26 protein-coding genes are annotated in these 26691 nt (G+C 37.0%); 7 read left to right on the top strand and 19 right to left on the bottom strand.

Translation table 11 applies throughout. From position 1 onward, the window contains the following. The first annotated feature begins 96 nt into the window (after positions 1-96). Both DK861_RS14220 and DK861_RS14215 read left to right on the top strand, forming a co-directional pair. A complete protein-coding gene (locus DK861_RS14220) occupies positions 97-1512 on the top strand; it encodes a PLP-dependent aminotransferase family protein (RefSeq protein ID WP_109400540.1) in 1416 nt (471 codons plus the stop codon). A gap of 114 nt (positions 1513-1626) precedes the next feature. Continuing rightward, positions 1627-2196, top strand: coding sequence for a HutD family protein (locus tag DK861_RS14215; protein ID WP_006536514.1), 570 nt, complete (start codon positions 1627-1629; stop codon positions 2194-2196). A 56-nt stretch (positions 2197-2252) separates the two neighbouring features. Here the strand turns inward: DK861_RS14215 and DK861_RS14210 are convergent, their stop codons facing one another. Beyond that, positions 2253-2864 (bottom strand): LysE family translocator, encoded by a 612-nt coding sequence (locus DK861_RS14210; protein ID WP_109400539.1) that lies wholly within the window; start codon positions 2862-2864, stop codon positions 2253-2255. A gap of 161 nt (positions 2865-3025) precedes the next feature. On the opposite strand from DK861_RS14210, the gene DK861_RS14205 reads away from it, so the two are divergent. Beyond that, the gene (locus DK861_RS14205) at positions 3026-3490 is read left to right on the top strand and encodes an Lrp/AsnC family transcriptional regulator (protein ID WP_023582027.1); all 465 of its coding nucleotides are present in this window, start codon (positions 3026-3028) and stop codon (positions 3488-3490) included. 203 nt (positions 3491-3693) lie between these two features. On the opposite strand, the gene bla is transcribed toward DK861_RS14205, so the two are convergent. After that, the gene (gene bla / locus DK861_RS14200; protein WP_109400538.1) at positions 3694-4590 is read right to left on the bottom strand and encodes a class A beta-lactamase; all 897 of its coding nucleotides are present in this window, start codon (positions 4588-4590) and stop codon (positions 3694-3696) included. Between the two features lie 171 nt (positions 4591-4761). Between bla and DK861_RS14195 the strand changes: the two genes are divergently transcribed. Next, a complete protein-coding gene (locus tag DK861_RS14195; RefSeq protein ID WP_109400630.1) occupies positions 4762-5640 on the top strand; it encodes a LysR substrate-binding domain-containing protein in 879 nt (292 codons plus the stop codon). A 63-nt stretch (positions 5641-5703) separates the two neighbouring features. Here DK861_RS14195 and lhgO read toward each other — a convergent pair whose 3' ends face one another. The 10 genes from lhgO to DK861_RS14145 all read right to left on the bottom strand — a co-directional run bounded on the left by lhgO (position 5704) and on the right by DK861_RS14145 (position 15056). Continuing rightward, positions 5704-6906 (bottom strand): L-2-hydroxyglutarate oxidase, encoded by a 1203-nt coding sequence (gene lhgO, locus DK861_RS14190; protein WP_109400537.1) that lies wholly within the window; start codon positions 6904-6906, stop codon positions 5704-5706. A 15-nt stretch (positions 6907-6921) separates the two neighbouring features. After that, positions 6922-7635 (bottom strand): FadR/GntR family transcriptional regulator, encoded by a 714-nt coding sequence (locus DK861_RS14185; RefSeq protein ID WP_109400536.1) that lies wholly within the window; start codon positions 7633-7635, stop codon positions 6922-6924. Next, positions 7636-9603 (bottom strand): TRAP transporter permease, encoded by a 1968-nt coding sequence (locus DK861_RS14180; protein ID WP_072064049.1) that lies wholly within the window; start codon positions 9601-9603, stop codon positions 7636-7638. Between the two features lie 12 nt (positions 9604-9615). Further along, the gene (locus DK861_RS14175; RefSeq protein ID WP_109400535.1) at positions 9616-10650 is read right to left on the bottom strand and encodes a TAXI family TRAP transporter solute-binding subunit; all 1035 of its coding nucleotides are present in this window, start codon (positions 10648-10650) and stop codon (positions 9616-9618) included. Positions 10651-11039: 389 nt separating this feature from the next. Continuing rightward, positions 11040-11552: a VTT domain-containing protein gene (locus tag DK861_RS14170; RefSeq protein WP_006536526.1), complete on the bottom strand. Its 513-nt coding sequence runs from the start codon at positions 11550-11552 to the stop codon at positions 11040-11042. A gap of 68 nt (positions 11553-11620) precedes the next feature. After that, positions 11621-12442 carry an ATP-binding cassette domain-containing protein gene (locus tag DK861_RS14165; protein WP_109400534.1) on the bottom strand — a complete coding sequence of 274 codons (822 nt, stop codon included), beginning with the start codon at positions 12440-12442 and terminating at the stop codon, positions 11621-11623. Next, a complete protein-coding gene (locus DK861_RS14160) occupies positions 12429-13271 on the bottom strand; it encodes an energy-coupling factor ABC transporter ATP-binding protein (protein WP_109400533.1) in 843 nt (280 codons plus the stop codon). The genes DK861_RS14165 and DK861_RS14160 overlap by 14 nt, the downstream gene beginning before the upstream one ends. Next, positions 13262-13966, bottom strand: coding sequence for an energy-coupling factor transporter transmembrane component T (locus DK861_RS14155; protein ID WP_204101271.1), 705 nt, complete (start codon positions 13964-13966; stop codon positions 13262-13264). Before DK861_RS14155 ends, DK861_RS14160 begins: the two co-directional genes overlap by 10 nt. Before the next feature lie 2 nt (positions 13967-13968). Next, on the bottom strand, positions 13969-14550 hold the full coding sequence (locus DK861_RS14150; protein ID WP_109400532.1) for an ECF transporter S component: 582 nt from the start codon (positions 14548-14550) through the stop codon (positions 13969-13971). A gap of 80 nt (positions 14551-14630) precedes the next feature. Further along, a complete protein-coding gene (locus DK861_RS14145; RefSeq protein WP_109400531.1) occupies positions 14631-15056 on the bottom strand; it encodes a PPC domain-containing DNA-binding protein in 426 nt (141 codons plus the stop codon). Between the two features lie 456 nt (positions 15057-15512). On the opposite strand from DK861_RS14145, the gene DK861_RS14140 reads away from it, so the two are divergent. Then, a complete protein-coding gene (locus DK861_RS14140; RefSeq protein WP_109400530.1) occupies positions 15513-16577 on the top strand; it encodes a hypothetical protein in 1065 nt (354 codons plus the stop codon). 239 nt (positions 16578-16816) lie between these two features. On the opposite strand, the gene alsS is transcribed toward DK861_RS14140, so the two are convergent. The 4 genes from alsS to pth all read right to left on the bottom strand — a co-directional run bounded on the left by alsS (position 16817) and on the right by pth (position 21771). Beyond that, complete coding sequence (gene alsS / locus DK861_RS14135) at positions 16817-18496, bottom strand: acetolactate synthase AlsS (protein ID WP_109400529.1); 1680 nt, start codon at positions 18494-18496, stop codon at positions 16817-16819. 67 nt (positions 18497-18563) lie between these two features. Continuing rightward, positions 18564-19391 (bottom strand): acetolactate decarboxylase, encoded by an 828-nt coding sequence (gene budA, locus DK861_RS14130; protein ID WP_109400528.1) that lies wholly within the window; start codon positions 19389-19391, stop codon positions 18564-18566. A gap of 520 nt (positions 19392-19911) precedes the next feature. Further along, a complete protein-coding gene (gene ychF / locus DK861_RS14125) occupies positions 19912-21003 on the bottom strand; it encodes a redox-regulated ATPase YchF (protein WP_023582042.1) in 1092 nt (363 codons plus the stop codon). Between the two features lie 183 nt (positions 21004-21186). Beyond that, positions 21187-21771 carry an aminoacyl-tRNA hydrolase gene (gene pth / locus DK861_RS14120; RefSeq protein ID WP_072068240.1) on the bottom strand — a complete coding sequence of 195 codons (585 nt, stop codon included), beginning with the start codon at positions 21769-21771 and terminating at the stop codon, positions 21187-21189. Between the two features lie 344 nt (positions 21772-22115). Here pth and ychH point away from each other — a divergent pair, with 344 nt between their 5' ends. Further along, the gene (ychH, locus tag DK861_RS14115) at positions 22116-22394 is read left to right on the top strand and encodes a stress-induced protein YchH (RefSeq protein WP_109400527.1); all 279 of its coding nucleotides are present in this window, start codon (positions 22116-22118) and stop codon (positions 22392-22394) included. A 237-nt stretch (positions 22395-22631) separates the two neighbouring features. Here ychH and prs read toward each other — a convergent pair whose 3' ends face one another. The 3 genes from prs to lolB form a co-directional block, all read right to left on the bottom strand. After that, on the bottom strand, positions 22632-23579 hold the full coding sequence (prs, locus tag DK861_RS14110; protein ID WP_036912921.1) for a ribose-phosphate diphosphokinase: 948 nt from the start codon (positions 23577-23579) through the stop codon (positions 22632-22634). A gap of 87 nt (positions 23580-23666) precedes the next feature. Continuing rightward, entirely contained in the window at positions 23667-24542 is an 876-nt protein-coding gene (gene ispE / locus DK861_RS14105) for a 4-(cytidine 5'-diphospho)-2-C-methyl-D-erythritol kinase (protein ID WP_109400526.1), read from the bottom strand. After that, positions 24539-25177 (bottom strand): lipoprotein insertase outer membrane protein LolB, encoded by a 639-nt coding sequence (gene lolB, locus DK861_RS14100; protein ID WP_006536558.1) that lies wholly within the window; start codon positions 25175-25177, stop codon positions 24539-24541. Before lolB ends, ispE begins: the two co-directional genes overlap by 4 nt. Before the next feature lie 240 nt (positions 25178-25417). Here lolB and hemA point away from each other — a divergent pair, with 240 nt between their 5' ends. Further along, a complete protein-coding gene (gene hemA / locus DK861_RS14095; protein ID WP_109400525.1) occupies positions 25418-26680 on the top strand; it encodes a glutamyl-tRNA reductase in 1263 nt (420 codons plus the stop codon). Positions 26681-26691 lie beyond the last annotated feature (11 nt).

The following is a 26691-nucleotide window of genomic DNA, read 5'->3' as shown; positions in this document are numbered from 1 at the left end:
TAAATCGTGTGGATTAGTAGACCATATGACAGTAAGCTATAATAGTGACAATAAGTTTAAAAATAACTATAACAGTTTTGAGGTAAACAGTTTTATATGACTCGATATGAACAGCTTGCAGCGCAAATACGTCAACAAATTGAAGATAATATCTGGCAATCTGGCGACCGTTTACCTTCATTACGGGATACGGTGAAACAATCTGGTTTAAGTTTAATGACGGTTTTACAATCGTATCAGTTATTAGAAAGTCAAGGATGGATAGCAGCGCGACCACAATCAGGTTATTACGTTGCACATCGTAATAACCGTTTCGGTCAAGTGACAGCCAGCAAAGGGTTACACATGAGTGAAAATGTTGAAATAAGCACCTCTATTTTCAATGTACTTCAAGCGTGTAAAGATCCTGAGATTATTCCTTTTGGTTCCGCTTTCCCCGATCCCAGTTTATTTATTCAGCCTAAATTAAGTAGGGCGTTAGCTTCTGCTGCAAGACATTTAGCGCCGCAAAGTTCAGTGATCAATCTACCTCCGGGAAATGAAAAGTTACGCCGTAACATTGCACAACGTTATGCATCACAAGGAATTCATGTCTCTCCAGATGAAATTGTGATTACTGCCGGCGCAATGGAATCACTAAGTTTTAGTTTGCAAGCCGTTACTGAACCGGGTGATTGGGTTGTGATTGAATCACCTGCATTTTATGGTGCATTACAAGCAATAGAGCGTTTGCGATTAAAAGCGATTGCCATTAGAACAGATCCAGTAACAGGAATTTGTTTAGATGAACTCGAAAAAGTGGTTGAGCAATATGATATTAAAGCCTGTTGGTTGATGAGTCATTGTCAAAATCCATTAGGTGGAACAATGCCTGATGAAAATAAAATAAGGCTGGTGGGCATATTAGCGAAGAAACAGATAACGCTAATCGAAGATGATGTTTATGGTGAACTCTATAACAGCCAGAAAGCACCTATGCCAGTAAAAGGGTTTGATAAAACAAATAGCGTTTTACATTGTGCTTCTTTTTCTAAATGTCTTGCGCCGGGATTTCGTGTAGGTTGGGTTGCCGCTGGAAAACACGCAACAAAAATACAGCAGTTGCAAATGATGAGTACAGTATCTGCGAGTATGCCAACACAACAAGCTATTGCCGATTATTTGTCACAAGGTGGTTATGATACGCATCTTCGTCGATTAAGATCAGTATTAGAACAAAGACGTTATCGTATGTTACAGGCGATACAAACGTATTTACCAGAAGATGTAAAAGTAAATATTCCATCAGGAGGATATTTTCTTTGGTTAGAGTTTGAATCAACATTTGATGCGAATAAACTTTATCACTTTGCACTAGAAAGAGGTGTCAGTATTGCGCCTGGTTCAATGTTTTCCACTAGTTCCCAATTTGATCATGCATTTCGTTTAAATTCTTCTTTTCAATGGAATAGTCGTACTGAAAAAGGAATGGAAATAATTGGTGAAGGGTGCAAGAAATTACGACATAAATAGCTGACGTCAACGCACATTTTTAAAAGTTAACTATTGATTTATTGGCGGTAATCTCCAATGATTAATCCTTAACCTCATTATCAGACTGATAGCCAGATATTGCAGGAGGATACAATGAAGCTACGTTGTTTTGATCAACAAGAGTTACCGTTTATATCATGGAATAATCAAAAAGGCACAACGCAAGAAATTGTGTGCTGGCCAGTTAATAATGATTTTTCATGGCGAGCGTGTTTAACCTCTATCGAAGAAAATAGCTCATTAGGTCAGTTTCCTGATATTGAACGGCAAATAGTATTATTAGAAGGTAATGGTATCAATTTAATTAGTCCAGATTTTCTTAGTCATTCCGTTACAGACGCTTATCAGTCTTTTAATTTTTCAGGTGATACCTATGTTAAATCTGAACTTATTAAAGGCAGCGTAAAGTGCCTAAATATTATGGTGCGACGAACATGCTGGAAAGCAGAGACGACTTTAGTAACACAACCGCTTATTCTGCCTAGCTCTCATGCGGGGTTAATTTATGTCACTCAAGGTGAGTGGACTTTACTAGGCGCGACTTGCCAAAGTTTATCAAAAGGACAGGGGGCTTGGTGGCTGCCTGATATTCGAGAAGGTGAAATAAGACCGTTAACCGCAAATTGCCAATTATTATGGTCAGATATTCGACCACTTAAATAGAGGCATTCTCGTGGTCAAATACTGACTAGAATAATAAATAGTGCTTAGGATTAAGGCTAATTTAAAGCCAAATTAATTGCCGCAAAAGTGAGTAATCCACCTGCAATACCATCGTTATAGCGACGACGTTTTTCACTTAAACTGCCTTTTAAGCCAATATAAGCAAAAAAGGTGCCGAGTAGACCATAAATAATTAAACAAGTCGTGATAAATATCCCAGATAACAGCAATGATTGTGTTGCTATATCATTATGATGATCAATAAAGTTTGGTAAAATAGCGAGATAAACTAATAGCCCTTTAGGATTAAGAAAACTGGTTAAAAAACCTTTACGAAATAAGTGTGAGGTTTTTGAGGCATCGAGAGCTAATTGGCCTTTTTTGCAGGCGGATATCAACATTTTGACTGCAAGATAACTGATATAAAACACACCAACCCATTTAAGTAAATGAAATAAAATGGGGGATGCTGATACTAAGGCGGCAAGCCCTAATGCACTCAATAATGCATGAGTTAAATAGCCTGATATAACGCCAGTGTTGGCAATCCATGCTGATTTCATACCTCCGGATAGTCCTTGGGATGAGATAAAAAGAATATCGGGCCCAGGTGTACATATCAGCGGTAGAACAGTCAGTGCAAATAATAATAAAGTGTTAAATTCCATCGTTTCACCTGACAGAGATAGTTTAAGAGAAAGATCGTTTTTGCTGTGAAATTTAGCGGAAAGATTATATGATGTTTTCGAAAAAATCGGGTTGCTTTGTTGCTAACAAAAAGAATTAATTGGCAATAAAATTCCACAAATAGAATTAAGGTTAATCTTTGATGTCAATAAAATTAGATAAAATAGATAAACATATTTTGCAGGTGCTTCAGCGTGATGGCAAAATCCAGAACATTGAGCTAGCAAAAGAGGTTGGACTCTCACCTTCTCCTTGTCTTCGTCGCGTGCGTTTACTCGAAGAATCGGGTGTGATCACTCGTTATGTTGCTGTATTAGATGGTAGTAAGGTTGATGCGGGATTATCTTTATTTGCAAGAATTTGGTTTAGAGCTCAAGATGCTGAAACTATCGAAGAATTTGTAAAGGCGATCAAAGTATTACCTGAAGTGGTTGAGTGCCATTTAATGGCGGGTGAATGCGATGCTCTTATTCGAATAGTGACGAAAGATTTAGCAACATATCGTCGCTTTCATGCCGATTATTTAACGCAAATTCCAAGCATCCAAAGTATAAAAACAGAAGTACCAATGGAAACGGTAAAAGTGAGTTTTGCTTTACCACTTTAATTTTCTAATCATCTAGGTCTAGTTGATTTTTAATCATCACATAATATGTGAGTAGAGAAAGCCTCTAGTTCAAAATTGAACTGAGGCTTTTTTATAACTACTTTTTTGTAACTATAAGTTAAATAATCCCGCTTTAATAATGGAGCTAATAAATAGCTTTATTATTATATTTAATTTCTTGTTTAGATTATCAATAAAGAAATTTATTTTATTTGAGATGAATTGGCAAACTCTTTTGTGACAATTTCAGCAGCTTTAGCAATAATATCTTTACGGTATTTTGCATCTTTTTCTTGTTGTGTAAAATAGACGACTAAAATTAATGGCGCATGGTTTTCTGGCCAAATAACGGCAATATCGTTAGTTGTACCATAATCACCACTACCGGTTTTATCGCCAACAATCCAGTGTTTTGGTAAACCCGCTTTAATACTGTGATCACCTGTTGTATTACCTTTCAACCAAGTAACAAGTTGTTGGCGTTGAGATTGACCTAATGCGTCACCTAATGTTAATGCTTGAAGGCTTTTAGCCATGGCAATTGGAGAGGTGGTATCACGAGGATCACCATGAATGGCTGTATTTAATTCAGGCTCTTTGCGATCTAGGCGATAAGTTACATCATTAATTGAACGTGCAAATTGAGTAACGCTGGAAGGCCCTCCTAAATAATCTAGAATTTTATTCATTGCCGTATTATCGCTATATTGCAAGGTGGCTGCACTTAATTGAGCTAAAGACATTCCTGTTACTAAATGCTTTTCTGTAATAGGACTGTAAGCAACTAAGTCAGATTTTTTAATCGTAATGTTCTTATCTAATAATCCCGCTTGTTTTTCACTCTCTTTTAAAACAGCCGCAACAGCCATAACTTTACTTGTACTTGCCATCGCAAAACGTTCTTCACCACGGTATGTTATTTGTGGGTTATCTTCCGTGTTGATTAAAGCCACCCCTAAACGACCTTGATTGTATTTTTCAAGCTCACTTAATTGCGCTTCAATTGTATTATTGGTGTTAGCCCATAGAGTGGGGGAGGCCAATAGAGATATTAATGAAACTGCGATCGCAGCAGTTTGGTGAAATGTTTTTTTAAACATAGTTATTGTTGCTCATATTAATTTAATAAAGAAAATATCAATATAAATAGACAGTTATTGCGTAGATATAGAGTCGTTTATTTATACGGTGCAATATCCTATTTAATTGATTTATTGACAATCGATAATAAATCGCCTTAGCCTATAGAAAATCTAATGGCTTATAATATTATGCGAACACACCTTCCCCTCAATGCGCTACGCGCTTTTGAAGCATCCGCAAGACACCTTAATTTCACCAAAGCAGCATTAGAACTCTATGTCACCCAAGGCGCGGTGAGTCAACAGGTGAGAATGCTAGAAGAACGCTTGGGAGTGATGCTTTTTAAGCGTTTACCCCGTGGTTTGGAGATGACAGATGATGCACAGATCTTATTTTCGGTATTAACAACCGCGTTTAGTGATATTGAACGGGTGTTTAAACAGTTCGAGCGAGGAGAATACCGTGATGTTGTTTCGATTGCCGCTGTGGGAACATTTGCTGTTGGTTGGTTATTACCTAGATTGGTTGAATTCAGGCAACTCTATCCAAGGATAGAAGTAAATTTGAGAACCAATAATAATGTGGTTAATTTAGCTACCGAAGGATTGGATTTTGCTATTCGATTTGGTGAGGGGTTATGGCCATTGACACATAATAAGGCACTATTTCCTGCACCATTGACGGTGTTATGTTCATCAGATACAGCGAAGCGTTTACAACATCCGACTGACTTAATAAATGAAAATTTATATCGCTCATATCGAGAAGATGAGTGGTTAAAATGGTTTGAAAAAGCAGAAATATCACCGATAAAAATAACGGGTTCTATTTTTGACTCCTCACGTTTAATGATTGAAAGTGCAATTTATGAAGGGGGAGTTGCATTAGCCCCAGCAAAAATGTTTTCAAGAGAAATTAAGAATGGACAGTTAGTACAGCCCTTTAAAATAGAAGTTGAAATGGGTAAGTATTGGTTAACGTATTTAAAGTCAAAGCCAATGACTGCATCAATGGAAATATTTCAGCAGTGGCTAATAAATGAAGCACTAAAAGAGTGTTGTGAGTGATATAAAAAGCACTGATGAGTTTCAGTGCTATTTATTATTTTCACTCGCAGTATCTTCTTTCAATTACAAAGAAAAATGCTCTTTTACTATTTCTCGGCCTATTTCAATAGATGCCGTTGCTGCAGGTGATGGAGCATTACATACATGTAATGAACGTTTACCTTTCACAAAGTGGAAATCATCTACTAATTTCCCTTCACGAGTTAACGCTTGTGCTCGAACTCCCGCAGGGCCTGGATGAATATCTGCTTCACGTAAATCAGGAATGAGTTTTTGTGCATTTGCCGTAAATAGTTTTCGTGAATATGAGCGACGAAGCTCTGCCATTCCTTCACCTAAATAATTTCCAGCAATTTTCCAAAACCCTTTATAAGTGAGCACTTCAGCAAGATCTTTTAAGTTAATATCGCTTTTTTTATAACCTTCACGTTTAAATGCCAATACTGCATTAGGCCCAACATCGCGATGTCCGTTATACATACGCGTAAAATGTACACCTAAGAAGGGAAAGTCAGGGTTAGGAACGGGATAGATAAGATGGTTTACTAAGTAGTTTTTATTAGTATTAAGCATAAAATATTCACCACGGAATGGGACTATTTTCATACCTGTGTCATAGCCTGCCATTTTAGCAATACGATCGCTAAATAAACCGGCGCAATTAATCAACCATTTGCTTGTAAATTGATTATTGGATGTTGTGATGGTGACAGTATCATCGTTTTCATTAATGGCTGTAACCGCTTGTCCAAACGCAAATTTCCCACCTCGTGATTGAATAATTTCAACATGTTTCGCCGCAATTTCAGGGTAATTCACAATACCTGCATCCGGAACTAATAGAGCTGCAATACCATTGACATAAGGCTCTCTAACTTTAAGCTCAGCTTCCGTCATTTTGATCACTTCAAGCCCGTTTTCGATGCCACGTTGATAGATATTTTCTAATGCTTTTAACTCTGCTTCATTGGTAGCAACAATAACTTTGCCACAACGGTCATAATAGAGATTATGTTGTTGGCAAAACGCATATGTCGTAATATTGCCTTGTTTTGCTAACCTTGCTTTAAGGCTTCCTGGTGTGTAATAAATACCTGAATGAACAACATTACTGTTATGCCCACTTTGGTGAACAGCAGGGCCTGATTCTTTATCAATCACCAGTAATTTAAGTTCAGGTTGGCTTTCTTGTAATGCACTGGCAACGCCTAATCCAACTAATCCTGCACCGATGATAATAACGTCATAAGTCATAATATTATCCATTTTACAAAGAGTGAATTAACTGATTTTTTGTTGTAAACGCTTTAATTTGCCACGTACGTTGGTTAAATGAAGACGCATTCTATGGCTTGTTTCATCGTGATCTTGTTGGCGTATAGATTCAACAATTGCTTCATGTTCTGCAATAACACGTTCTGTTTCCATTTCTCGACCTTTATTTTGGCTTAATGAATACATTAATACCCCAAGATAAAGCTCATGCATGTTATCTAAAATCCGAACAAAAAAAGGATTATGGGAAGCGACCATAATAGATCGATGAAATTGATAATCTTCTTCATGACCAATATTTTTATTTTGCTTAGTTGCCAAAATAAAGGCTTGATGCGCGTTTTCAATAGTAAGTAATTCTTCAGGTGTCCGACGTAAAGCGGCAATAGCTGCCGCTTCATGTTCAATGACCTCACGCATTTCAAGCAAAGAATCTATCTCTTGAGGACGTGCAATTTCCATTACAATAGGTTCATATTTACTCAAGATAGAATGGTCTATAACACGTCGCCCTCCACCTTGACGAGAGGTAATAATTCCACTCGCTTCTAAGACACCTAATGCTTCTCTGATAGGGACTCGACTGACGCCAAAGGCGTCAGCAAGTACATTTTCAGAAGGTAACTTTTCACCAATAGGGTAAGTTCCGTTGCTAATATTTTGCTTTATCTGCTCAAGAATTTGATGCGACGCTTTTTGGCGTGAGATCTTTTGTATCATCTAGTTTTCTCCAGATACATGCCCCATATTGGTTAACTGTTTTTTAGACCGTAATAAATGGAATGTACCGGTTAATAGGATCAAGGCGACACCTAAAAGGTCGGTATATAAGCCTGGTTTAATCATTAGAATTGCCGCTGCTGCAAATGCAATACGCTCAAACCACGTTGTTTTAATCATCCAAAAGTTTGCTGTTGCGATACTGAGTGCATAAATTCCGACTAATGCAGTAATAATCATTAATCCAATGGAAAGTACACCTAAATTATCACCTTGCATCAGTAAAGCTGGGTTATAGACTAAAATAAACGGAATAATAAAACCGGGAAGTGCTAAGCGAACCGCATCCCATGATGTTTGCATTGGATCAGCTCTTGCAATACTCGCTGCGGTATAACTTGCTAATGCTACTGGTGGGGTAATATTGGATAAAGCACCAAACCAGAAAACAAAGAAGTGAGCCGCTAAAGGCATTACACCCGCTTTAATTAAAATAGGTGACACTGTAACGGCTACGACAATATATAACGCTGTTGAAGGTAAGCCCATACTTAATACGATACACACCAGCATAACGACTAACAAGATCATCCATAAGGTGTTATCTGTCATTGAAACAATATTAAAGGCGAGTGTTGCACCAATACCTGTCATCGTAACAACACAGATAATGACGCCAATGGCTGCACAAGCAACAGTCACTTGAACAGAACCACGAGCTGCTTCAGCTAAGGCGTCAGCCACTTTAGTTAATGTCATACGGACTGATTTATCAGGCGTTATCCAACTTGCAACAATAATGGTTAGAATACCTAAGAAACCGGCATAAATAGGTGTTTTCCCCACTAATAAGGTGCCAATAACAATAATTAAAGGTAGTAATAATAAACCTCGCGCTTTCAATACGGCTTTAACTTGTGGAATATTCTCTTTACTTAAACCTTTTAATCCTTGTTTTTTAGCTTCAATATCAATGGCCATAATTAAGGCTGCGTAATACAACAAGGCTGGAATAATTGCTGCAATAACAATGGTGGTATAAGAAATACCTAAAAATCCCGCCATAATAAATGCAGCAGCCCCCATAATAGGTGGCATTATCATACCGCCTGTTGATGCTGTCGCTTCTACGGCACCGGCAAAACGAGGTGTTAATCCAATGTTTTTCATTAAAGGAATGGTAAAAGTACCCGTTGTTGCGACGTTGGCGACAGCACTACCACTTAATGAACCGGTTAATGCGGATGAAATAACGGCAACTTGGGCAGGCCCTCCACGACGACGACCAGCCATAGCCAATGCTAAATCATTAAATAAAGCAGTAGCACCACTGACACTCAAGAATGAACCAAAGAGAATAAAGACCACAATAGCGGTGGAGGCCGTTGAAAGGGTAATACCAAAAATCCCTTCACTGGTCATAAATAAACGGTATAACAATCTTTCTACAGAAAATCCTGCATGACCGAAAATACCCATAAAATATTGACCAAATAAAGCATAGATAATGGCAAAAGTTGCAAGTCCTGGAATGAAATACCCAGTAGTTCTTCTTGCTGCTTCAAACAGTACAATAATTCCTAATATAGCCATGACATAATCGGTAGTATTTGGAATGCTTTTTCTCACAACGTGAAGATCAACGTAATTAAAGAAAAAGTAGCCATAACTGATTAATGTTAAAGCAATAAAAAGATAATCCCATCCATTAAATTTAGGCGTTGAAAAACGCTTGGAAAATGGAAACAAAATAAAGCCTAAAATTAAAATACCGCTAAGAAAAATCGTATTACGGTAAAATTCTTGAGTATTTGATAATGCGTTGGAATAAATAGCGTAAAGCGAAATTAATATTGCAAGAGTCGTGGTAATTTTCAGGTAAATACCTGCAAGTTGGCGATTGCCGGAGCTTGCTTCTTTATCTAATGCAGGTGGCTCTACCGGAGTTAGGTGGTCATTGTTAGTCATAACTCACTCCTGTTATTTATTATTAGTCTGCGTTTGAGCTTCTGGTGGAATAAGGTAATCAGGGATCTCTAACCCGATTTCTTTGTAGTAGCGGTAAGCCCCTAGATGTAATGGTACAGAAACACCTTTTAATGCATTTTCTGTGGTGATGTACTTAGCTGCACTATGAACTTGGTGAACCTCAGGAAGGTTCTCAAACATGGTTTTTGTCAACTCATAAACCAGAACGTCATCAATACTGGTTGTGGTCATTAAGATATTAGGTTGAGCAATCGTATTAACCATTTCAGTTTGACGAGGGTAGGTATTGGCGGGGATTTCAAAACGAAACCATGAATTCGCTACATGATTGATATCATCAAGCTGCTTATCTGTGACTTCGAGTAATTTTGCACTGACACCACTTGCGTACATATCAGTTACCGCAGAGGCGGGCACCCCAGCAGGTAATGCACCTCCATCAAGGCGACCATCTCGCATGGCAGAAACGGTATCGCCATATCCTAGATATTCAGGCGTGATATCTTTTTTAGTTAAATTAACGCCTTGAAGAATAATAATCGTGGATTGTTCAGTACCACTAGCTTGAGGGCCTACAGAAAAGCTAGTCGCACGAATATCGTCTAACGTGCCAGTTTTTACTTTGTTATCCATTAAAACAAAGTGTTCAACATTAGGCCATAGCATAGAAATTGAGCGCAGATCTTTTTCTGGTTTGCCTTCAAAATTACGCACGCCTTCATAAGCTTCTACGGCTAAAAGGCTTTGTAGTATTGAAAGTTGAGCTTCATTTTTCTGCATTAAATAGATATTTTCTATTGAGCCTGCAGAAGATTGTCCTGTGACTTGAACACCTCTATCCTTAAGATGTGTACTCCATACGTTTGCTAAACCTACTCCCATCGGATAATACGTTCCTCCTGTTGAAGCGGTTGCTACAGAGAGAAATTGTTTATTCGCATTCTCTTTTTTGCCGATTACTGCTAATGAGACAACAGCAATAACAGCAACAATACCGATGGCAAGCTTTGTTTTTCTTATTCTCATGATGTTGTTCCTGTACATAAAAACGCAGGTGAATGTTTCACACCAACTTGTATACAACATGACAACTTTTATAGAAATAAGGAACGTTAAGAAATTGTGAGGTGGGTTAATTAAATTGAAACAAAAAAATAACACTTTGTGATCAATATAGTAATTATGCAATTTTTAATCATAATTATGGTGATAATCATAAAATACAAAAGAAAATATTAATAACTTGCTAGCGAAACGATAAAATTAGCTAAAAAATAGCCTATTAATCGATAATAAAAAATAAAATGAAAAAATAGACGGATCAGAACATCGTTAAATCATCTGATAAAGAAAGGAGGAAAATAGGCTATTTTAGTGTTAAGAAAATAAGTAAAGTTTAGTAATAATTACAGACCTTATAGCGCAATGGAAAGTACACCTGTCGCAATCAGCACAAACATCGCTGACCAAATTAATGCAGAAATAGCACTGGTAATGTAAATACCGTATGTAGGTAGTTTTAGCAAACCGGCACTGAAAGGGGTTAAATAACGAAATACTGCAAGGAATCGAGAAATAAATAAAATGTAGTGAGTTTTATTTTTCAGTAGTTGCTGAACACGATTAATTTTTGCCTGATAACGCTTAACCCATGCTTTAAGTCGAGGAAATCGATAAATAGAACGACCTAATTCATAACTAATAATTGAGCCTAAAAGTGCGCCACAACTGGTTGCTAACCAAAGAAAAACGGGTGAATAAAAAGGTAAGCAGGCACTGAAAATAAAGATCAACATTAAAGATGCAGGAGGCAAGAATGAAGAAATACCAATAGTCGATTTTCCTGCGGTGATTAATATAATGGAAAGAAAAAGTGTAATAGGAGATAAATGACCCAATGAATTTAATAGAGAGTGAATAAGTTCCATTTTATTGTCTCCAACAAGAAAATAAACAACAACGAAGACTAGTAATAGATAAATAAATCTTAAGAGTATTATGAGTTAATTTGACGATTTTTATTCATTTCAACTAGCATTGTAGCCCATTCAATGGGAGAATTTTTAATCGGTAATTTTAACTTTTGGCTTAATGAGTATAGCGTAGGTGCAGGTATATCTGAAAGGGATTGCAGTGTTGAACTCATTAATACGCTTTCAGGGGAGCCATCAGCAATTAATTTGCCTGAAGATAAATGGATAATCCGCTGAAAATGACGCGCCGTAAAATCAAGATCATGGCTTATAGCAAGAACAGATGTGCCTAATGTTTTTTGTACCTGAAGCCAGTTCTCAAAGCATGTTAGCCAATATGCATCGAAATCACGAGTCGGTTCATCAAGCAGTAATATTTGAGGAGATAAAATACTCAAACTAGCGACGGCAACCATTCTGCGTTGACCTGCGTGTAAATCTAAAGGATGAACATCAGCAACATCACTTAAACCGCAAAGCATCAATGTTTCATCTAAACGTTTTTTAATCTCTTCTTTAGAAAATTTGCGTTGTTTTAGGCCAAATGAGACTTCTTTTTCTACCGTATTATGAAATATTTGTCGTTCAGGCTCTTGGAATAATACACCAATATATTGTGCACGTTGCTCAGCTTTCATTTGAGATAATGACTGATGGTTGAGTGTTACTTCACCTTCATTTGGCGTTAACAATCCTGCAATTAAACGTAATAAGGTTGATTTACCCGCACCATTATCACCAACGAGTGTTATCCATTCACCTTGATTTAACGTTAAAGATAATTGAGAAATACAGGGTGGAACATCCTCACTCCAACGATAAGTCACTTTATTAAGCTGTAACATAAAATTCCTTAAAAGCTTTAAGTAAAGCTTTATCGTTATGTACAATATTTTTATTCCAATGATGATTTTCAATTAACCAATTTAAAGCTAGCCAAGCATCAGGTGCATTAATTGTTGTAAATAAAAAAGGAAATATATCTTCTAAGGCGCCTGCTACTTTTGCTTTTCCTGCTTCTAACAATAAAAATTGTTCACTCAGTGTTATTGCTGGTAATAAATTACGTTCAAAAATAATCACACTACATTTGTGCTCTTGTGCATACTGTTTAATGCGTTGTTGCAATTGTTGTGTTGCATTCGGTGTTAAACGACTAAACGCTTCATCAAGTAATAATAATTTGGGGTGCATAGCAAGAGCGCTTGCAATCACAACACGCTGTGCCTCTCCACCAGAAAGAGTAGAAGGGGGGCGAAAACGAAGGTTGTCACATTGTGTTAACTTCATTGCTTCTTTTACACGAAATCGAACTTCATTATCACTTAGCCCTAAATTTTCAGGGCCAAAAGCAATCTCTTGCTCTACTGTAAAAGCACAACCTGAAAGTTGTAATTGAGGGGATTGTTGAACAAGTTGTCTTCCTGGGGCGAGTGATACTAACCGACTCTTATCTAGAGCAATGTTTTGTACAATACCCAAGCCTTGCACTGAGCCTGTTAATAAATCGGGATACCAACCTGCTAATAGCTGGGCAAGAAGGCTTTTTCCACTGCCATTTCCTCCCAAAACAACAAGCCATTCTCCTTGTTTTAGTTGCAGATCAATAGGGCCAAGAATAGGTTTTTCGTCGCCTTTGGGGGTAAAACTAAATTGCTGAAGATTTAATACCATAGCCAAATAACTCCTTCAACAAAGATAAGCAGTAAAATAAAATAGCGTAACATCTCTTGTAGTGGTGTATCGACAGGAGGAGAAAGCGTGGTGCGTTTTGCAATAATACGAAATCCTCGCATATCTAATGCTGCACTACGAATAGTCAAATCACTTAATACATGACTAATCAGTGGTAGGACAATGGCAGGTAATGTTATTAGACGTTGCCAGAATGAACCATCAAGAGGTACTCCTCGTGCTAATTGTGTTTCCCTTATATTGTGTAATTGTTGGCGTAGCTGTTCTACAAGTAACAAAGGACCTGCAAATAAATAGGAAAGGCTCATAGGTAGGCGGCTAGCAAATAAGGCTCTAATAAATTGTTCGGTTGTAGTGTACTGCAACCACAATTGAGCACCACTTATTATTGCTAATAATCTTAGCCATAGCGTTATTGCCATGGTTTGTTTACTGGTATCTAAAATGCCACCTGTTAACCAATAAGCAAGCCAACCGCTATGAACTAACCATAAACCTATCGCCATGGGGATCATCAGCCATGCAATAAGACGCCAACGCCAGCGAGAGGCTTTCCAAAGTAATAAGCCAATAAAAGTACCACTGCTGATAATCAACAGTGGTAAGCTTAGTGATAAGAAAAGCACACTGGCACTTAGCCAAAGCCATAGTGCCAGTGAGGTAAAAGGATGCATTATTAGCGAACCTTAGCCATTGCAGGAAAATTACGTTGTGTTCTTTGCGGTAATTGACGTACTAATAACCAAGCAATAATCGCTGATAATATTTTATCGGCAAGATTGGCACCTAATACAGTGATTGCAACGGATTCAATCAGCCCTTCACCAACCGCATGAAAATAAGCGACAAAGAAATCTGCACCACTACCTGTGGCACCACCAAATAAATAAGTACGAATTGGAACGGCAACGATCATTAATGCTAAAGTAATAATAGTGCCAGAGCCAATAACTCGAATTAATGAACGAAAACCGCCGGTACGCGCTAATAAACCTGCACTTAATCCTATCATCATGGCAACGGGTGCAAATGCAGCAGCGATTGGACCACTAATTAATCCCCATAATAAATTGGTCAATAATCCAGTAAATAATGCAACCCATGGGCCACCTAATAAGGCACAAATAAGTGTACCTATAGAGTCTAAAAAGATAGGAAGTTTGACCATTGAGGTGATTTGACCACCGATCATATTTATTGCAATAGAAACGACAATGAGTACAAGAGTGCGACTCGATATTTGAGGAGTTGTAGACATAGTTTAAAAACCTTTACAAAGGATAGTTATTATTGGTTTTATTATTTTGCGTCAATAAGGTTCTTTGTATAAAAAGACGATTAACGCGGTGTGATGACCAACTCCTCATAACCAGAGTATTCACAAGGCTGACGGCTAAAAGTCACTTGCTCTAACTCACCAATAACGAGTTCTAGCGTCGTGCGCACTGTACAACCTGGCATCATATGTCCACCACACATAATTCCATTTTCATCGGATACGGCTAAATGAAGATGCTCGCCGGTGGCATCTAATGTGCCAATCAGCGAAACAATTTCAAATTTACCTGTAAGATAGCGATTTTCTTCGCGTCCTGCAAAGCGCAATGCAACATCGGTTAGGCTACCTACACAACCTGCAATGTAAGACGATTGCAGTTGATTATCGGCGATTATCTGTCGTAATGCCACAATCACATCTTCACCTGGAATAAGGCGAACCGCAATAAAGCGGACATGAGAAGAGGAACGCTGTGTTTGAGACATGATGATTTACCTTATGATTAATTACACTGCATTAGTGAAGTTAGCTAATTCTAAAGGTTGTTATTATTAGGCGAGATAAGAGTAAATACAATTTATTCTGTTTATAAGATAGAAAAGGGCATATAACCTAATTTATCTTTAAACTCGATTTTGCAATATTACTCTCTATAATCGTTACCAGTACTATTGACTAAAGCTGTAGCATTCCAACATTTCATATTTACTATTGTATTGTACGGAATTTTGGCAAAGTGGATTTGCTTCCTGTTCTGTTGATAAGCAGATGGTTAGTGTGGTAACTATAAACGACAATGATTTTATAATATTTTAAAATCTTAATGTTGTTCCTTTTATTATAGCGTATTTGATTAATGATTTTTATAGTGTTTATGACATGAATATAAAACAGATTAAAACTATTTAATCTGTTTCGATATAATTATATAGGGGAACATCATGATTAACGCATCGCAACATTTAAAACCACATTCATCTAATAGTGCATCATCTGCGCCTGATTTGACACATAATAATCTATCTTTAAATAATACTTCTTTTCCAGGTAACTTATTAAGTTGTGAAATAAAAAATAAGGACATCATATTGAGTAATAGCAACAAAGGTTTTAAAAATAGAGAGTTCAAAGATATTAAATTTGATTTTTTAGTTTCTAACCTAAGTAATGTTAATTTTACAAATGACAATCTCGATGGTGTCGAACTTAATTCTAAAGCTAAATATTTTAATAAAACTGAAAGTGATTATCTCTTAAACGGAAAGTTAAGTGGTAATGCATTAAATAAATTAAATACAATAAGTGATAAATATAAAGAATTAAAAATAAAACTTGTAAAACAGATTATAGAATCAATAAATAATAGTGGTGAGATGAAGTTAGAATCATTTCCTATCGATTCAATAATTAATAATATAACGGCTAAAAAATATTATTTAGAAGATGGGGTTATTAAAGATTTCGCTAAGAAATTATTAGATATTAAGCACTTAAATGACGGCTTTAACATGTATTCTGATAAGCTCTCTTCTGGTACTTTATCCTTTATTTTAGATCTAATCAGTGAGCTTGGTAATGAAAAAATCAAAGAATACATGATGAAAAAAAATGGTTGTTTCATTAAATTGATGGCATTGACTGTTTATCATAATGACTTAGCTATTCAGGGAAAAGGAAGGTCCTTATACAATAAGTATCTTGAAATAGAAGAAATAAAAGGCTTTGCTAAAAAAGAAAACTTTGGGAATAATGAAAAAGTTTATTGGAGTGATAAGAAAAATAACAATTATATTATTGTAAGTGGTGATAAAACGATAGTTATTAGCCATGAAAATCTAGTAAATATGTTATTTCCTGATGAGATAGGGATGAATGCAAGTTGGAATAAGTTTCTTCTTTATATCAAAGGTGAAAGAAAACTTATTGAACAAACTAATTATTATGATTTATTTAATAAAGACTTTGAAATGTTTAAAGAAAGTTATAATGCACTCCACACAAAGTGAAGTTAGATAAGTTATTTTCGTTATTAAAATTAGAAGTTAGATATAATATTTAATCGACATATAACAATATATTGGACACGATTTAAATAAAAAATATTTTTAAATTGAGAATATGGCAGGAAGCCAAATATGAGTAGTTTTCGTTTGAAAAACACAAAGCTCATTTGTAGTGGGCTTTGTGTTTTGATTTTTGCTTTAATTCTTATTGGGGGCTTCTTTGTGATTAGTTCCGTATCATGCTAAATAATCAAATTATAATTTATATGTTCCATTAATTTAACGTTATCACAGTAATCGACGGGAATAGCAAGAACAGCAGGGCCATTAACAGCCATTGCTTCATGTAAAACGGTACGTAATTGAGAGGCACATTCAACAGAAAACCCTTTAGCTCCGAAGGATTCAGCATAACGTTTAAAATCAATTGCACCAAATTTTACGCCAGAATAACGACCATATTTTTCTTGCTCTTGCATTTCTACCATATTATAAGCGTTATCTACCCAGATAATATGCAAGATATTTGTATTTAAACGAACCGCAGTTTCTAATTCCATGGACGATTGCATAAAGCCACCATCACCAGAAACAGAAATAATTTTATCAGAAGGTCGAACAAAAGAAGCACCAATTCCCCAAGGTAATGCAACTCCCATAGTTTGTTGTCCATTAGAAATTAACATTTGTCTTGCTCTAAAGCTATAAAGATAACGTGCAAGCCATATATGAAAACTTCCCATATCAATACAGAGTGTTACATCGTTATCAATAATATTTTGCATCTCATGGATGATGGTTAAAGGGTGAATAGGGGAACCATGTCGAAAATAACTATTTTGTTGCAAAATTTCTCTTTGGTGACGAATTTTCTCTAAAATCTGACGAGTATTATTTGAGAGTGTAATTTGAGATGTAGATTGTTTAGCAAAATAATGAGTTAAATCATTAATTGTTAATTTGATATTACCTGTTAATTCTAAATCAGGACAGTAAGCTAAATCAATTTCAGCAGGGATCTCGTCTATATGAATAATATTGGCATTATTGTGGTTCCATAATGAGGGTTCATATTCTATAGGGCTATAACCCAAAGTAATCACTAAATCGGCATGAGATAATAACTCATCACCCGGTTGATTATTAAATAAGCCAATACGGCCAGCAAATAAAGGAAAATGGCGTTGAGCGATCGCACCTGCTGATTGATAAGTGCCTACAATCGGGAGCGGGCAAATATCGAGTAGTGATTGTAATGCTAATGCATTTTCAGGGTAACTAACTTGTAGTCCTAATAAAATAACGGGGCTTTTAGCATTCAGCAGTAATTTAACGGCTTCTTGGATAGCATCATTATTAGCGCCCCCCATATTAGATTTTGATTTTGGTACTAATATTGGGCTATCAACTTCATTATTTAAAATATCCATTGGAAAAGTTAAAAAAGCCGAACCAGGTCTTCCTGATTCTGCATGGCGAAAGGCATTAGCCATGGTTTCAGAAATAGATTTTGAAGAATCAATTTCTGCACAGAATTTAGTGATAGGATTAAACATGGTAACGGTATCCATGCTTTGATGAACTAGTTTTAATCTATCTGAGGATTTTACTGCTCCTCCCAATGCAACTAATGGATCGCCTTCTGATGTGGCTGTGGCGATGCCTGTCGCAAGATTAGAACATCCTGGCCCCGATGTTGCGATAGCGACTCCCGCTTTGCCTGTTAAACGGCCAACTGCGGCTGCCATAAAGGCAGCGTTAGCTTCATGACGAACCACGACTGTTTCAATAGTTGAATCAACAAGAGAATCAAATACACGATCTATTTTTGCACCCGGAATACCAAATACTTGTTTAATGCCATGTTGTTCTAATTGTTTGACAACTAAATCTGCACCACATTTCCAATGAGGAGTATTCATATAACCTTCTTTAATTTTGCAAGTGAATAAAAAATTAGATTGAGAATAAAATGAAGCGGCTTTTAAATTAATTTTCGGCTTGCTCTATTGCCTGGTGAAGATTATCTGGCATTAAGTTCGCTTGGAGGAAAGTTGAATGACAGGGTAAGTCAATAGTAAGGCGGGAAATAACACCGATTTGTAAGGTACCTTGTTTTAAATAATAATCAAGGACGTGACCACCACCTTGGCGTTGTTGATTAATATAATGTTCATGAAACCCTGCAACATTTATTCCTTGAGTAAATTGTGGTGAGCGAAATCCAGCAATAATTCCAGTCTCATTGTGAAATGTAAAAATAGGTTGATTTTCGATAGCCTCTAACATCGGAAGATAGGGTGGTGTTTGACGGGGGACGGTACGTGTTTTGACTAATTCAAATTCGCCTTCAATTTTGATCGCACAAAATAGATTGTCAGAAGGAACATACTGATTAATGATATTGTGTATCTCTTTTTGTGATGCACCATAAGAAAAGTGATGTTCAATATCACAATTAAAAAATGTCATTACAGCAAAAGGAGATTTTTGAGAATGCAAAGCTTCACGAGCACTACCATCAGAGCGTAATTGAAAAACATTATTGTCAAATGCAACGAGTTCGCCATCAAGTTGTTCAAATGTGCCTAAACCAAAATCACCATGCTTTAATAATTCAGCAATTGTGATATCACTATCATAAACACCTGCAATCAAGCTGCTCATTAATGAGTTTTGATAAACAGTACACTCAGGATGTTTATTAATATAATTATTTAAGTTTGTAATTATTTCTTGTCCACATTGACAATAATTATTTTTATTATTTTCTATATCACTATTATCTCGCATATTAGATTGAAAATTATTATTCATGGTAAATTCATTCCTTTCCTTTATTTAATAAACAATAATCATTAACTGATTATGAATTAAGTATTAGCCTTATTCATAAATATTTCAAATATTTTTTATTGTAATTAAATAAGAAGTGATAGTTATGATTTTGTAAATTAAATATAACTTAATCTTTATAATTAATTGTTTTTCAAAAGAAATTAATCAGTTGGATTTTATTAATAAGATAGAGTTATAATATATAATAAGTGAAAGAGCTAGCTAAAAAGAGTTAAATTAATAGTTTTATAGGTAGGTTACTAAAAAGGTAAGATAAATTATCTTTTGATGTCTAAAATATTCGCTTTGGATGATGAAAGTGTATGCGAATAGGTTCAGAAAAAGACGTGAATGTAATAGTGAGTATTGTCGTTTCTGTTTGTAATTATTAGTTAATGGAAGGAAATTTTTTTAATAATATTTAAATTAAAATGAAATATCGATAAAAAACCCACGAATTATTCGTGGGTTGAGATATGATGTTTAATATAAATAGCTATTACACATTAAATAAGAAGTTCATTACATCGCCGTCTTGAACGATATACTCTTTACCTTCTGCACGCATTTTACCTGCTTCTTTCGCGCCTTGTTCACCACCGTAAGTGATAAAATCGTTATAAGCGATAGTCTGAGCACGGATAAAACCTTTTTCAAAGTCAGTGTGGATTTTACCTGCGGCTTGTGGCGCGGTAGCTCCTACAGGGATTGTCCATGCACGTACTTCTTTAACGCCCGCAGTAAAGTAAGTCTGTAAGTTCAGTAATGCATAACCTGCACGGATAACACGGTTTAAACCAGGCTCTTCGATGCCCAAATCTTGCATAAACTCTTCACGTTCAGCATCTTCTAATTCAGCAATGTCGGCTTCAATCGCAGCACAAACAGGAACAACCACAGAGCCTTCTGCTTCTGCGATTTTGCGAACAGTTTCAAGATATGGGTTATTTTCAAAACCATCTTCATTAACGTTTGCAATATACATTGTTGGTTTTAACGTTAAGAAGCTTAAATAACGAATCGTTGCTTTTTCTTCTTCCGTTAAATCTAAAGCACGTAACATGCCAGCGTTTTCTAAATGCGGTAAGCATTTTTCTAACACTTCCATTTCTGCTTTAGCAATTTTATCGCCACCTTTTGCTTTTTTCTGATTACGGTGCATTGCACGTTCACAGGTATCTAAGTCAGAAAGTGCTAATTCAGTATTGATAGTCTCGATATCTTCAGCAGGATCAACTTTACCCGCAACGTGAATGATATTGTCATTTTCAAAACAACGAACGACATGACCAATCGCTTCAGTTTCACGGATGTTCGTTAGGAATTGGTTACCTAAACCTTCACCTTTAGATGCGCCTTTTACTAAGCCAGCAATATCAACAAATTCCATTGTTGTAGGTAAAATACGCTGTGGCTTAACAATTTCAGCGAGTTTATCTAAGCGAGGATCAGGCATTGGAACAACACCTGTGTTTGGCTCGATAGTACAGAATGGGAAGTTGGCTGCCTCAATACCTGCCTTAGTTAAGGCATTAAACAGTGTAGATTTCCCTACGTTAGGCAGACCGACGATACCACATTTAAATCCCATAAACGTTCACCTTGTCACATAAAAACAACAGAAGGGAGTATTCCTGTTGTGTGCTGTTAAAAAAAATTGGCGCTATTATAGAGCAAATCCCTGCTTGATTAAATCATCAGGAATTAATCGCACAAAAGAAGAGGGCATTTTACCCTCTGAATATTGAAACTGCTTAATTTATCAATGTAATGATTATGCTTTAAAACTATGCAAGCGGTTTATTGCTTTCTCATAACCATCACGCATTAAAATATCTGTGCACGAAAGTGCTTCATCGATAGCGTCATCAATTAATTTTTGTTCACTCATTGGTGGTTTGCCTAATACAAAGCCAACAACTTTATTTTTATCACCAGGGTGACCAATACCAATGCGCAAACGATAGAAATTTGGATTATTGCTAAACTTACTTTGAATATCTTTTAATCCGTTATGGCCGCCATTACCACCACCTAATTTCATTTTGACAACACCGGGCGGTAAATCGAGTTCATCATGTGCAACTAAAATTTCATCAAGTTCAATACGATAAAAATTCGCCATTGCTTGTACTGCTTTACCACTCAAATTCATAAAAGTGGTCGGAACCAATAAACGAACATCATTACCATTTAAATTAATGCGTGCGGTGTAACCAAAAAATTTGCTCTCTTCTTTTAGAGATTGCTGATGACGTTGAGCCAATAAATCTACATACCAAGCTCCCGCATTATGGCGAGTCTGGGCATAATCTGCACCGGGGTTTGCTAACCCGACGATAAGTTTAATTTTACTCACAATAGCCTTTCACTGTTATCGTCTTAAAAGAAAGACCATAGTTTACCCGTCTAAGCACAGAAGCACAAAATTGATTGCATAGAATGTTTTTTGAAATGATAGTCAGAGGGAATATCACTTCTTTGACTTAACAAAAAAAGCGAAAGTGACAAATTTGGCGCTATTTTCTTCTTTTGAAAGATAAAAACACATTTTTTGTTAAGAATTATCAATAAATTTCGGAGCGATGTGATCCCTTCGACAATAACTTCTTAGCATTTATGGCTATAATAACTACAAAGAATAAAAGGTTATTCGATGTATTTTGTTGTTGAATCGTCTGACGACGCGCTTGGAGGTGCAACATGAAATATAAACATGCATTTGCAGTTGGTAATTTATTTATGGCTACGGGGATGATAGTGATGCTCGGTAGTCTTGGTTATACGCTTCTTAGTCATATATTCCCATTAGGATTGCCTGAATTTTTAGCCGATATCTCTTTAATGGGGATCTTTATTGGTGCTCTGGTTTGGCTAGCAGGTGCCCGTATCGGGGGTAGAGAAACAATAGCAGAAAGATATTGGTGGTTACGTAATCATGATGAACGTTATCGTCGCCATGATAATCACCGTTATCCATAATGTTGTTATCACAAATAAATATCAGGACAGATAAAAAAACAAATAAGCTAAAACTGATATTAGGTGAATGAAAGTTGTCATTATGTGTTGTAATACACATCTATAGACCCGTTTAATAATAACGGGTTTTTTGTTGCCTAAAATTTTTAATCTAGAAAAAACAACAAAAAAACCCACTATAACAAACACTATAGTGGGTTTTTAGTTATCTCAAATTGCAATGAATGTTATAACAAATTAATGTTCAAACATCGCAGAGATTGACTCTTCATTGCTAATACGGCGAATTGCTTCAGCCAGCATGCCAGAAAGAGTCAATGAACGGACTTTATTTAATGCTTTGATTTCTGCTGATAACGGAATTGTATCGCAGACAACCACTTCATCAATAACAGAGCTTTTGATGTTCTCAACAGCATTACCAGAAAAGATTGGGTGAGTCGCGTAAGCAAATACGCGTTTCGCACCACGTTCTTTCAGCGCTTCAGCTGCTTTACACAATGTACCGCCTGTGTCGATCATATCGTCAACAAGGATACAGTCGCGGTTAGCAACATCACCAATAATATGCATAACTTGAGAAACGTTAGCACGAGGGCGACGTTTATCAATAATAGCCATATCAGTGTCGTTTAGCAGTTTAGCGATAGCACGAGCGCGAACAACACCGCCAATATCTGGAGAAACAACAATAGGGTTGTCCAAATCTTTTTGAAGCATATCTTCTAAAAGAATTGGGCTGCCGAAGACATTGTCAACCGGTACATCAAAGAACCCTTGGATTTGTTCTGCGTGTAAGTCACAGGTTAAAACACGGTCTACGCCTACACTAGATAAGAAATCCGCAACAACTTTTGCCGTAATAGGAACACGGGCTGAACGAACACGGCGATCCTGACGGGCATAACCAAAGTAAGGAATAACAGCAGTGATACGACCAGCGGAAGCTCGACGTAATGCGTCAACCATGACCACTAATTCCATTAAGTTATCATTAGTAGGTGCACAGGTTGATTGAATGATAAATACATCACCACCACGTACGTTTTCGTTGATTTGCACACTGACTTCACCGTCGCTAAAACGACCTACAGCCGCGTCTCCTAGGCTAGTGTAGAGTCGGTTGGCAACACGTTGAGCCAGTTCCGGGGTTGCGTTACCAGCAAAAAGCTTCATATCGGGCACGAGAAAAACCTCAGGCTTGCGTCCAGAGAGAGATATTGTTGACCTGTAAAGAACGTGTTTATGAACATAGGGTTTGTAAACATCATCTTACGGGTGCAATAACACAGGTATCCTTGAGCGGAATAAATGCAGAGGAGAAATGTTGACGCCTTGCGCTACAAACCCATGCACCCACTCAGGGGCGTTAATTAACACTTCACTAGCGGCAACTTGTGATCCGAACTCACCGAACACACAGGCACCTGTCCCAGTTAAGCGTGACGGTGCATATTCTAACAGCCACGAAAGCAGATATTCAACCTCACGAAAACGTTTTCTTGCGATCATTTCACAGTCATTCTCGAACGGAGCCTTTAATAATGCGCCAAGAGAGCGAATAGGAGAATTACGTTTTAATTCTGGATCTGTGAAGATTGTCGGGGTTGGAATGGAAATTCCAGGGTGTGCAACCAAATACCATTGTTCTTTTGGTTCTGCTGGGGTCAAAATTTCACCAACGCCTTCGGCGAACGCAGCATGACCTTTTACAAAAACAGGGACATCAGCCCCTAAACTTACCCCTAATCCGGCTAAGGTTTCATCACTTAAACCCGCTTGCCAGTGGTAATTAAGTGCAATTAATGTGGTTGCGGCGTTAGAAGAGCCTCCGCCTAAGCCACCACCCATTGGTAGCTTTTTATCAACACTAATATCTGCGCCTTGATACTTCAAAGGAATATGATGTTGTTGGCAATAATCACGCAGTAATTTAGCTGCTTTAATTATTAAATTATCTTTATCTTCTACGCCTTCAATCGGCGTTAAGATAGTTAACTGAGTATCATCACGAGGAGTAATCGTTAATGTGTCACCATAATCTAAAAATTGGAATAATGTTTGTAGATTATGATAGCCATCCGAGCGTTTCCCTGTGATATAGAGAAAAAGATTTAATTTGGCAGGCGAAGGCCAACTTAGAGTCATTGCTGTATATCCCAGTTATCCATTTTTAATTTGATGATGCGTTCGCCTTGTTTTAACTCAAGACGCTGTGGCAGGTTGGGTGTGGTACTTGAATCATAAGCTTGGTAAGTCACGATCCAATCACCTTCAGGTGCTGGTAATGTGACAGATTTTAATAAGTGATTAGCATCTAACTCAAAATGAGTTGCATCACCTGGTAAACCAACAAGCCAAGCACGTAGATTTTTGAGTGGAATAACCATGCCAGTAAGTTGGTAGATCATCTCTGCTGGGTTATCGCTATAATACTTTTTACCTTTATTGTCAGTGACTTCAATGACACCTGGCATAACATTTAAATCAAGCTCAGTGGTACCTAGCGGATTCGTCAATAATAAACGATAACGCTCATCTGCTTTGTCTTGCCAATAGAATCGGGCATAGGTTTTGTTTGTATCTTCGATATAAGCAAAAGCGCCTCGAGTTTCATATTGTGAAATTTTCTTTAATGCTTGTTGGCGAGCTTGCCATTGCATATCGTTATCAGATGCTGAACCTTGTGTCTTTATCTGATTTAGATTACAGGCACTCAGCAACAACGCCGTTAGCGGGATAAGGCGCAGGAGTTGTTTGGTTGAAAAAAAGCGTGAACGCATAGCTGAGACATTCCTTTAATTCGTTATTAGTTGAAAAAAAGAGTATCATAAACCTTATGATATAACGATATTTCGTTAAATTGTGTATAGAAATCTCTTATCACTCAAGTAAGCTCTTTTATTGAATCTGTTCATCAAGTAGAATGGCGGGAATGAAGAGTCCATACTAAATGCGCTGTTTTAGGTTTACACTAAGTCAAGTCGCGAGGCGGTATTTATTCATAACTCGATATAGTTGATATGACGTTATTAGCATTAGGTATTAATCATAAAACAGCCCCCGTTGCTTTACGTGAGAAAGTCTCTTTTTCTCCCGACACCATGGGTGATGCCTTAAATAACCTCTTACAGCAACCCGCTGTCAGAGGCGGTGTTGTGCTGTCTACTTGTAACCGTACTGAGCTTTATCTTAGTATGGAAGACAAAGAAAATAGTCATGAACAGCTTATTCGCTGGTTATGTCAATATCACCAAATAGAGCCAAATGAGCTGAAAAGCAGTGTTTATTGGCATCAAGATAATCAAGCTGTCAGCCATTTAATGCGAGTGGCAAGTGGTTTAGATTCTCTCGTATTAGGTGAACCTCAAATTTTAGGGCAAGTTAAAAAAGCCTTTGCCGATTCCCAAAATTATGACTCGCTCTCTTCAGAGCTGGAACGTTTGTTTCAGAAGTCTTTTTCAGTTGCGAAAAGAGTGAGAACAGAGACACAGATCGGTGCCAATGCCGTTTCTGTTGCTTTTGCTGCTTGTACATTAGCGCGTCAAATCTTCGAATCGTTATCCTCTTTGACTATTTTATTAGTGGGCGCAGGCGAGACGATAGAATTAGTTGCTCGTCATCTTCGTGAACATCAAGTTAAAAAAATCATTATTGCTAACCGAACTAAAGAGCGTGCTCAGCGTTTAGCTAATGAAGTCGATGCGGATGTTATTACATTATCAGAGATTGATGAATGTTTATCGCAAGCTGATATTGTTATTAGTTCTACCGCAAGTCCTTTGCCTATTATTGGCAAAGGGATGGTTGAAAGGGCGCTTAAAAAGCGTCGCAATCAACCTATGTTGCTGGTGGATATTGCGGTTCCGCGAGATATTGAACAAGATGTTGAAAAACTCAATAATGTCTACCTTTATAGTGTCGATGATTTAGAAGCGATTATTCAACATAACCGCGAACAACGCCAAGCGGCTGCTATTCAAGCCGAACATATTGTTCAACAAGAAAGTGGACAATTTATGGATTGGCTACGAGCGCAAGGTGCTGTGGGTGCGATTCGAGAATATCGGGACAGTGCTGAAATGCTACGTGCAGAAATGACAGAAAAAGCCATCACATTGATACAAAATGGCGCAGATGCAGAAAAAGTTATTCAGCAACTCTCACATCAATTGATGAATCGTCTAATTCACACACCTACGAAATCTCTTCAACAGGCTGCCAGTGATGGTGATATTGAACGCCTGAATTTATTACGCGAAAGTTTGGGTATTACCCATAATTAACTTTGTCTAAC

Source organism: Proteus sp. TJ1640, from assembly GCF_003144445.1.
Lineage (GTDB): Bacteria > Pseudomonadota > Gammaproteobacteria > Enterobacterales > Enterobacteriaceae > Proteus > Proteus penneri.
The sequence above is the reverse complement of the archived record's forward strand: the minus strand, read 5'-3'. Positions and strand labels throughout refer to the sequence as shown.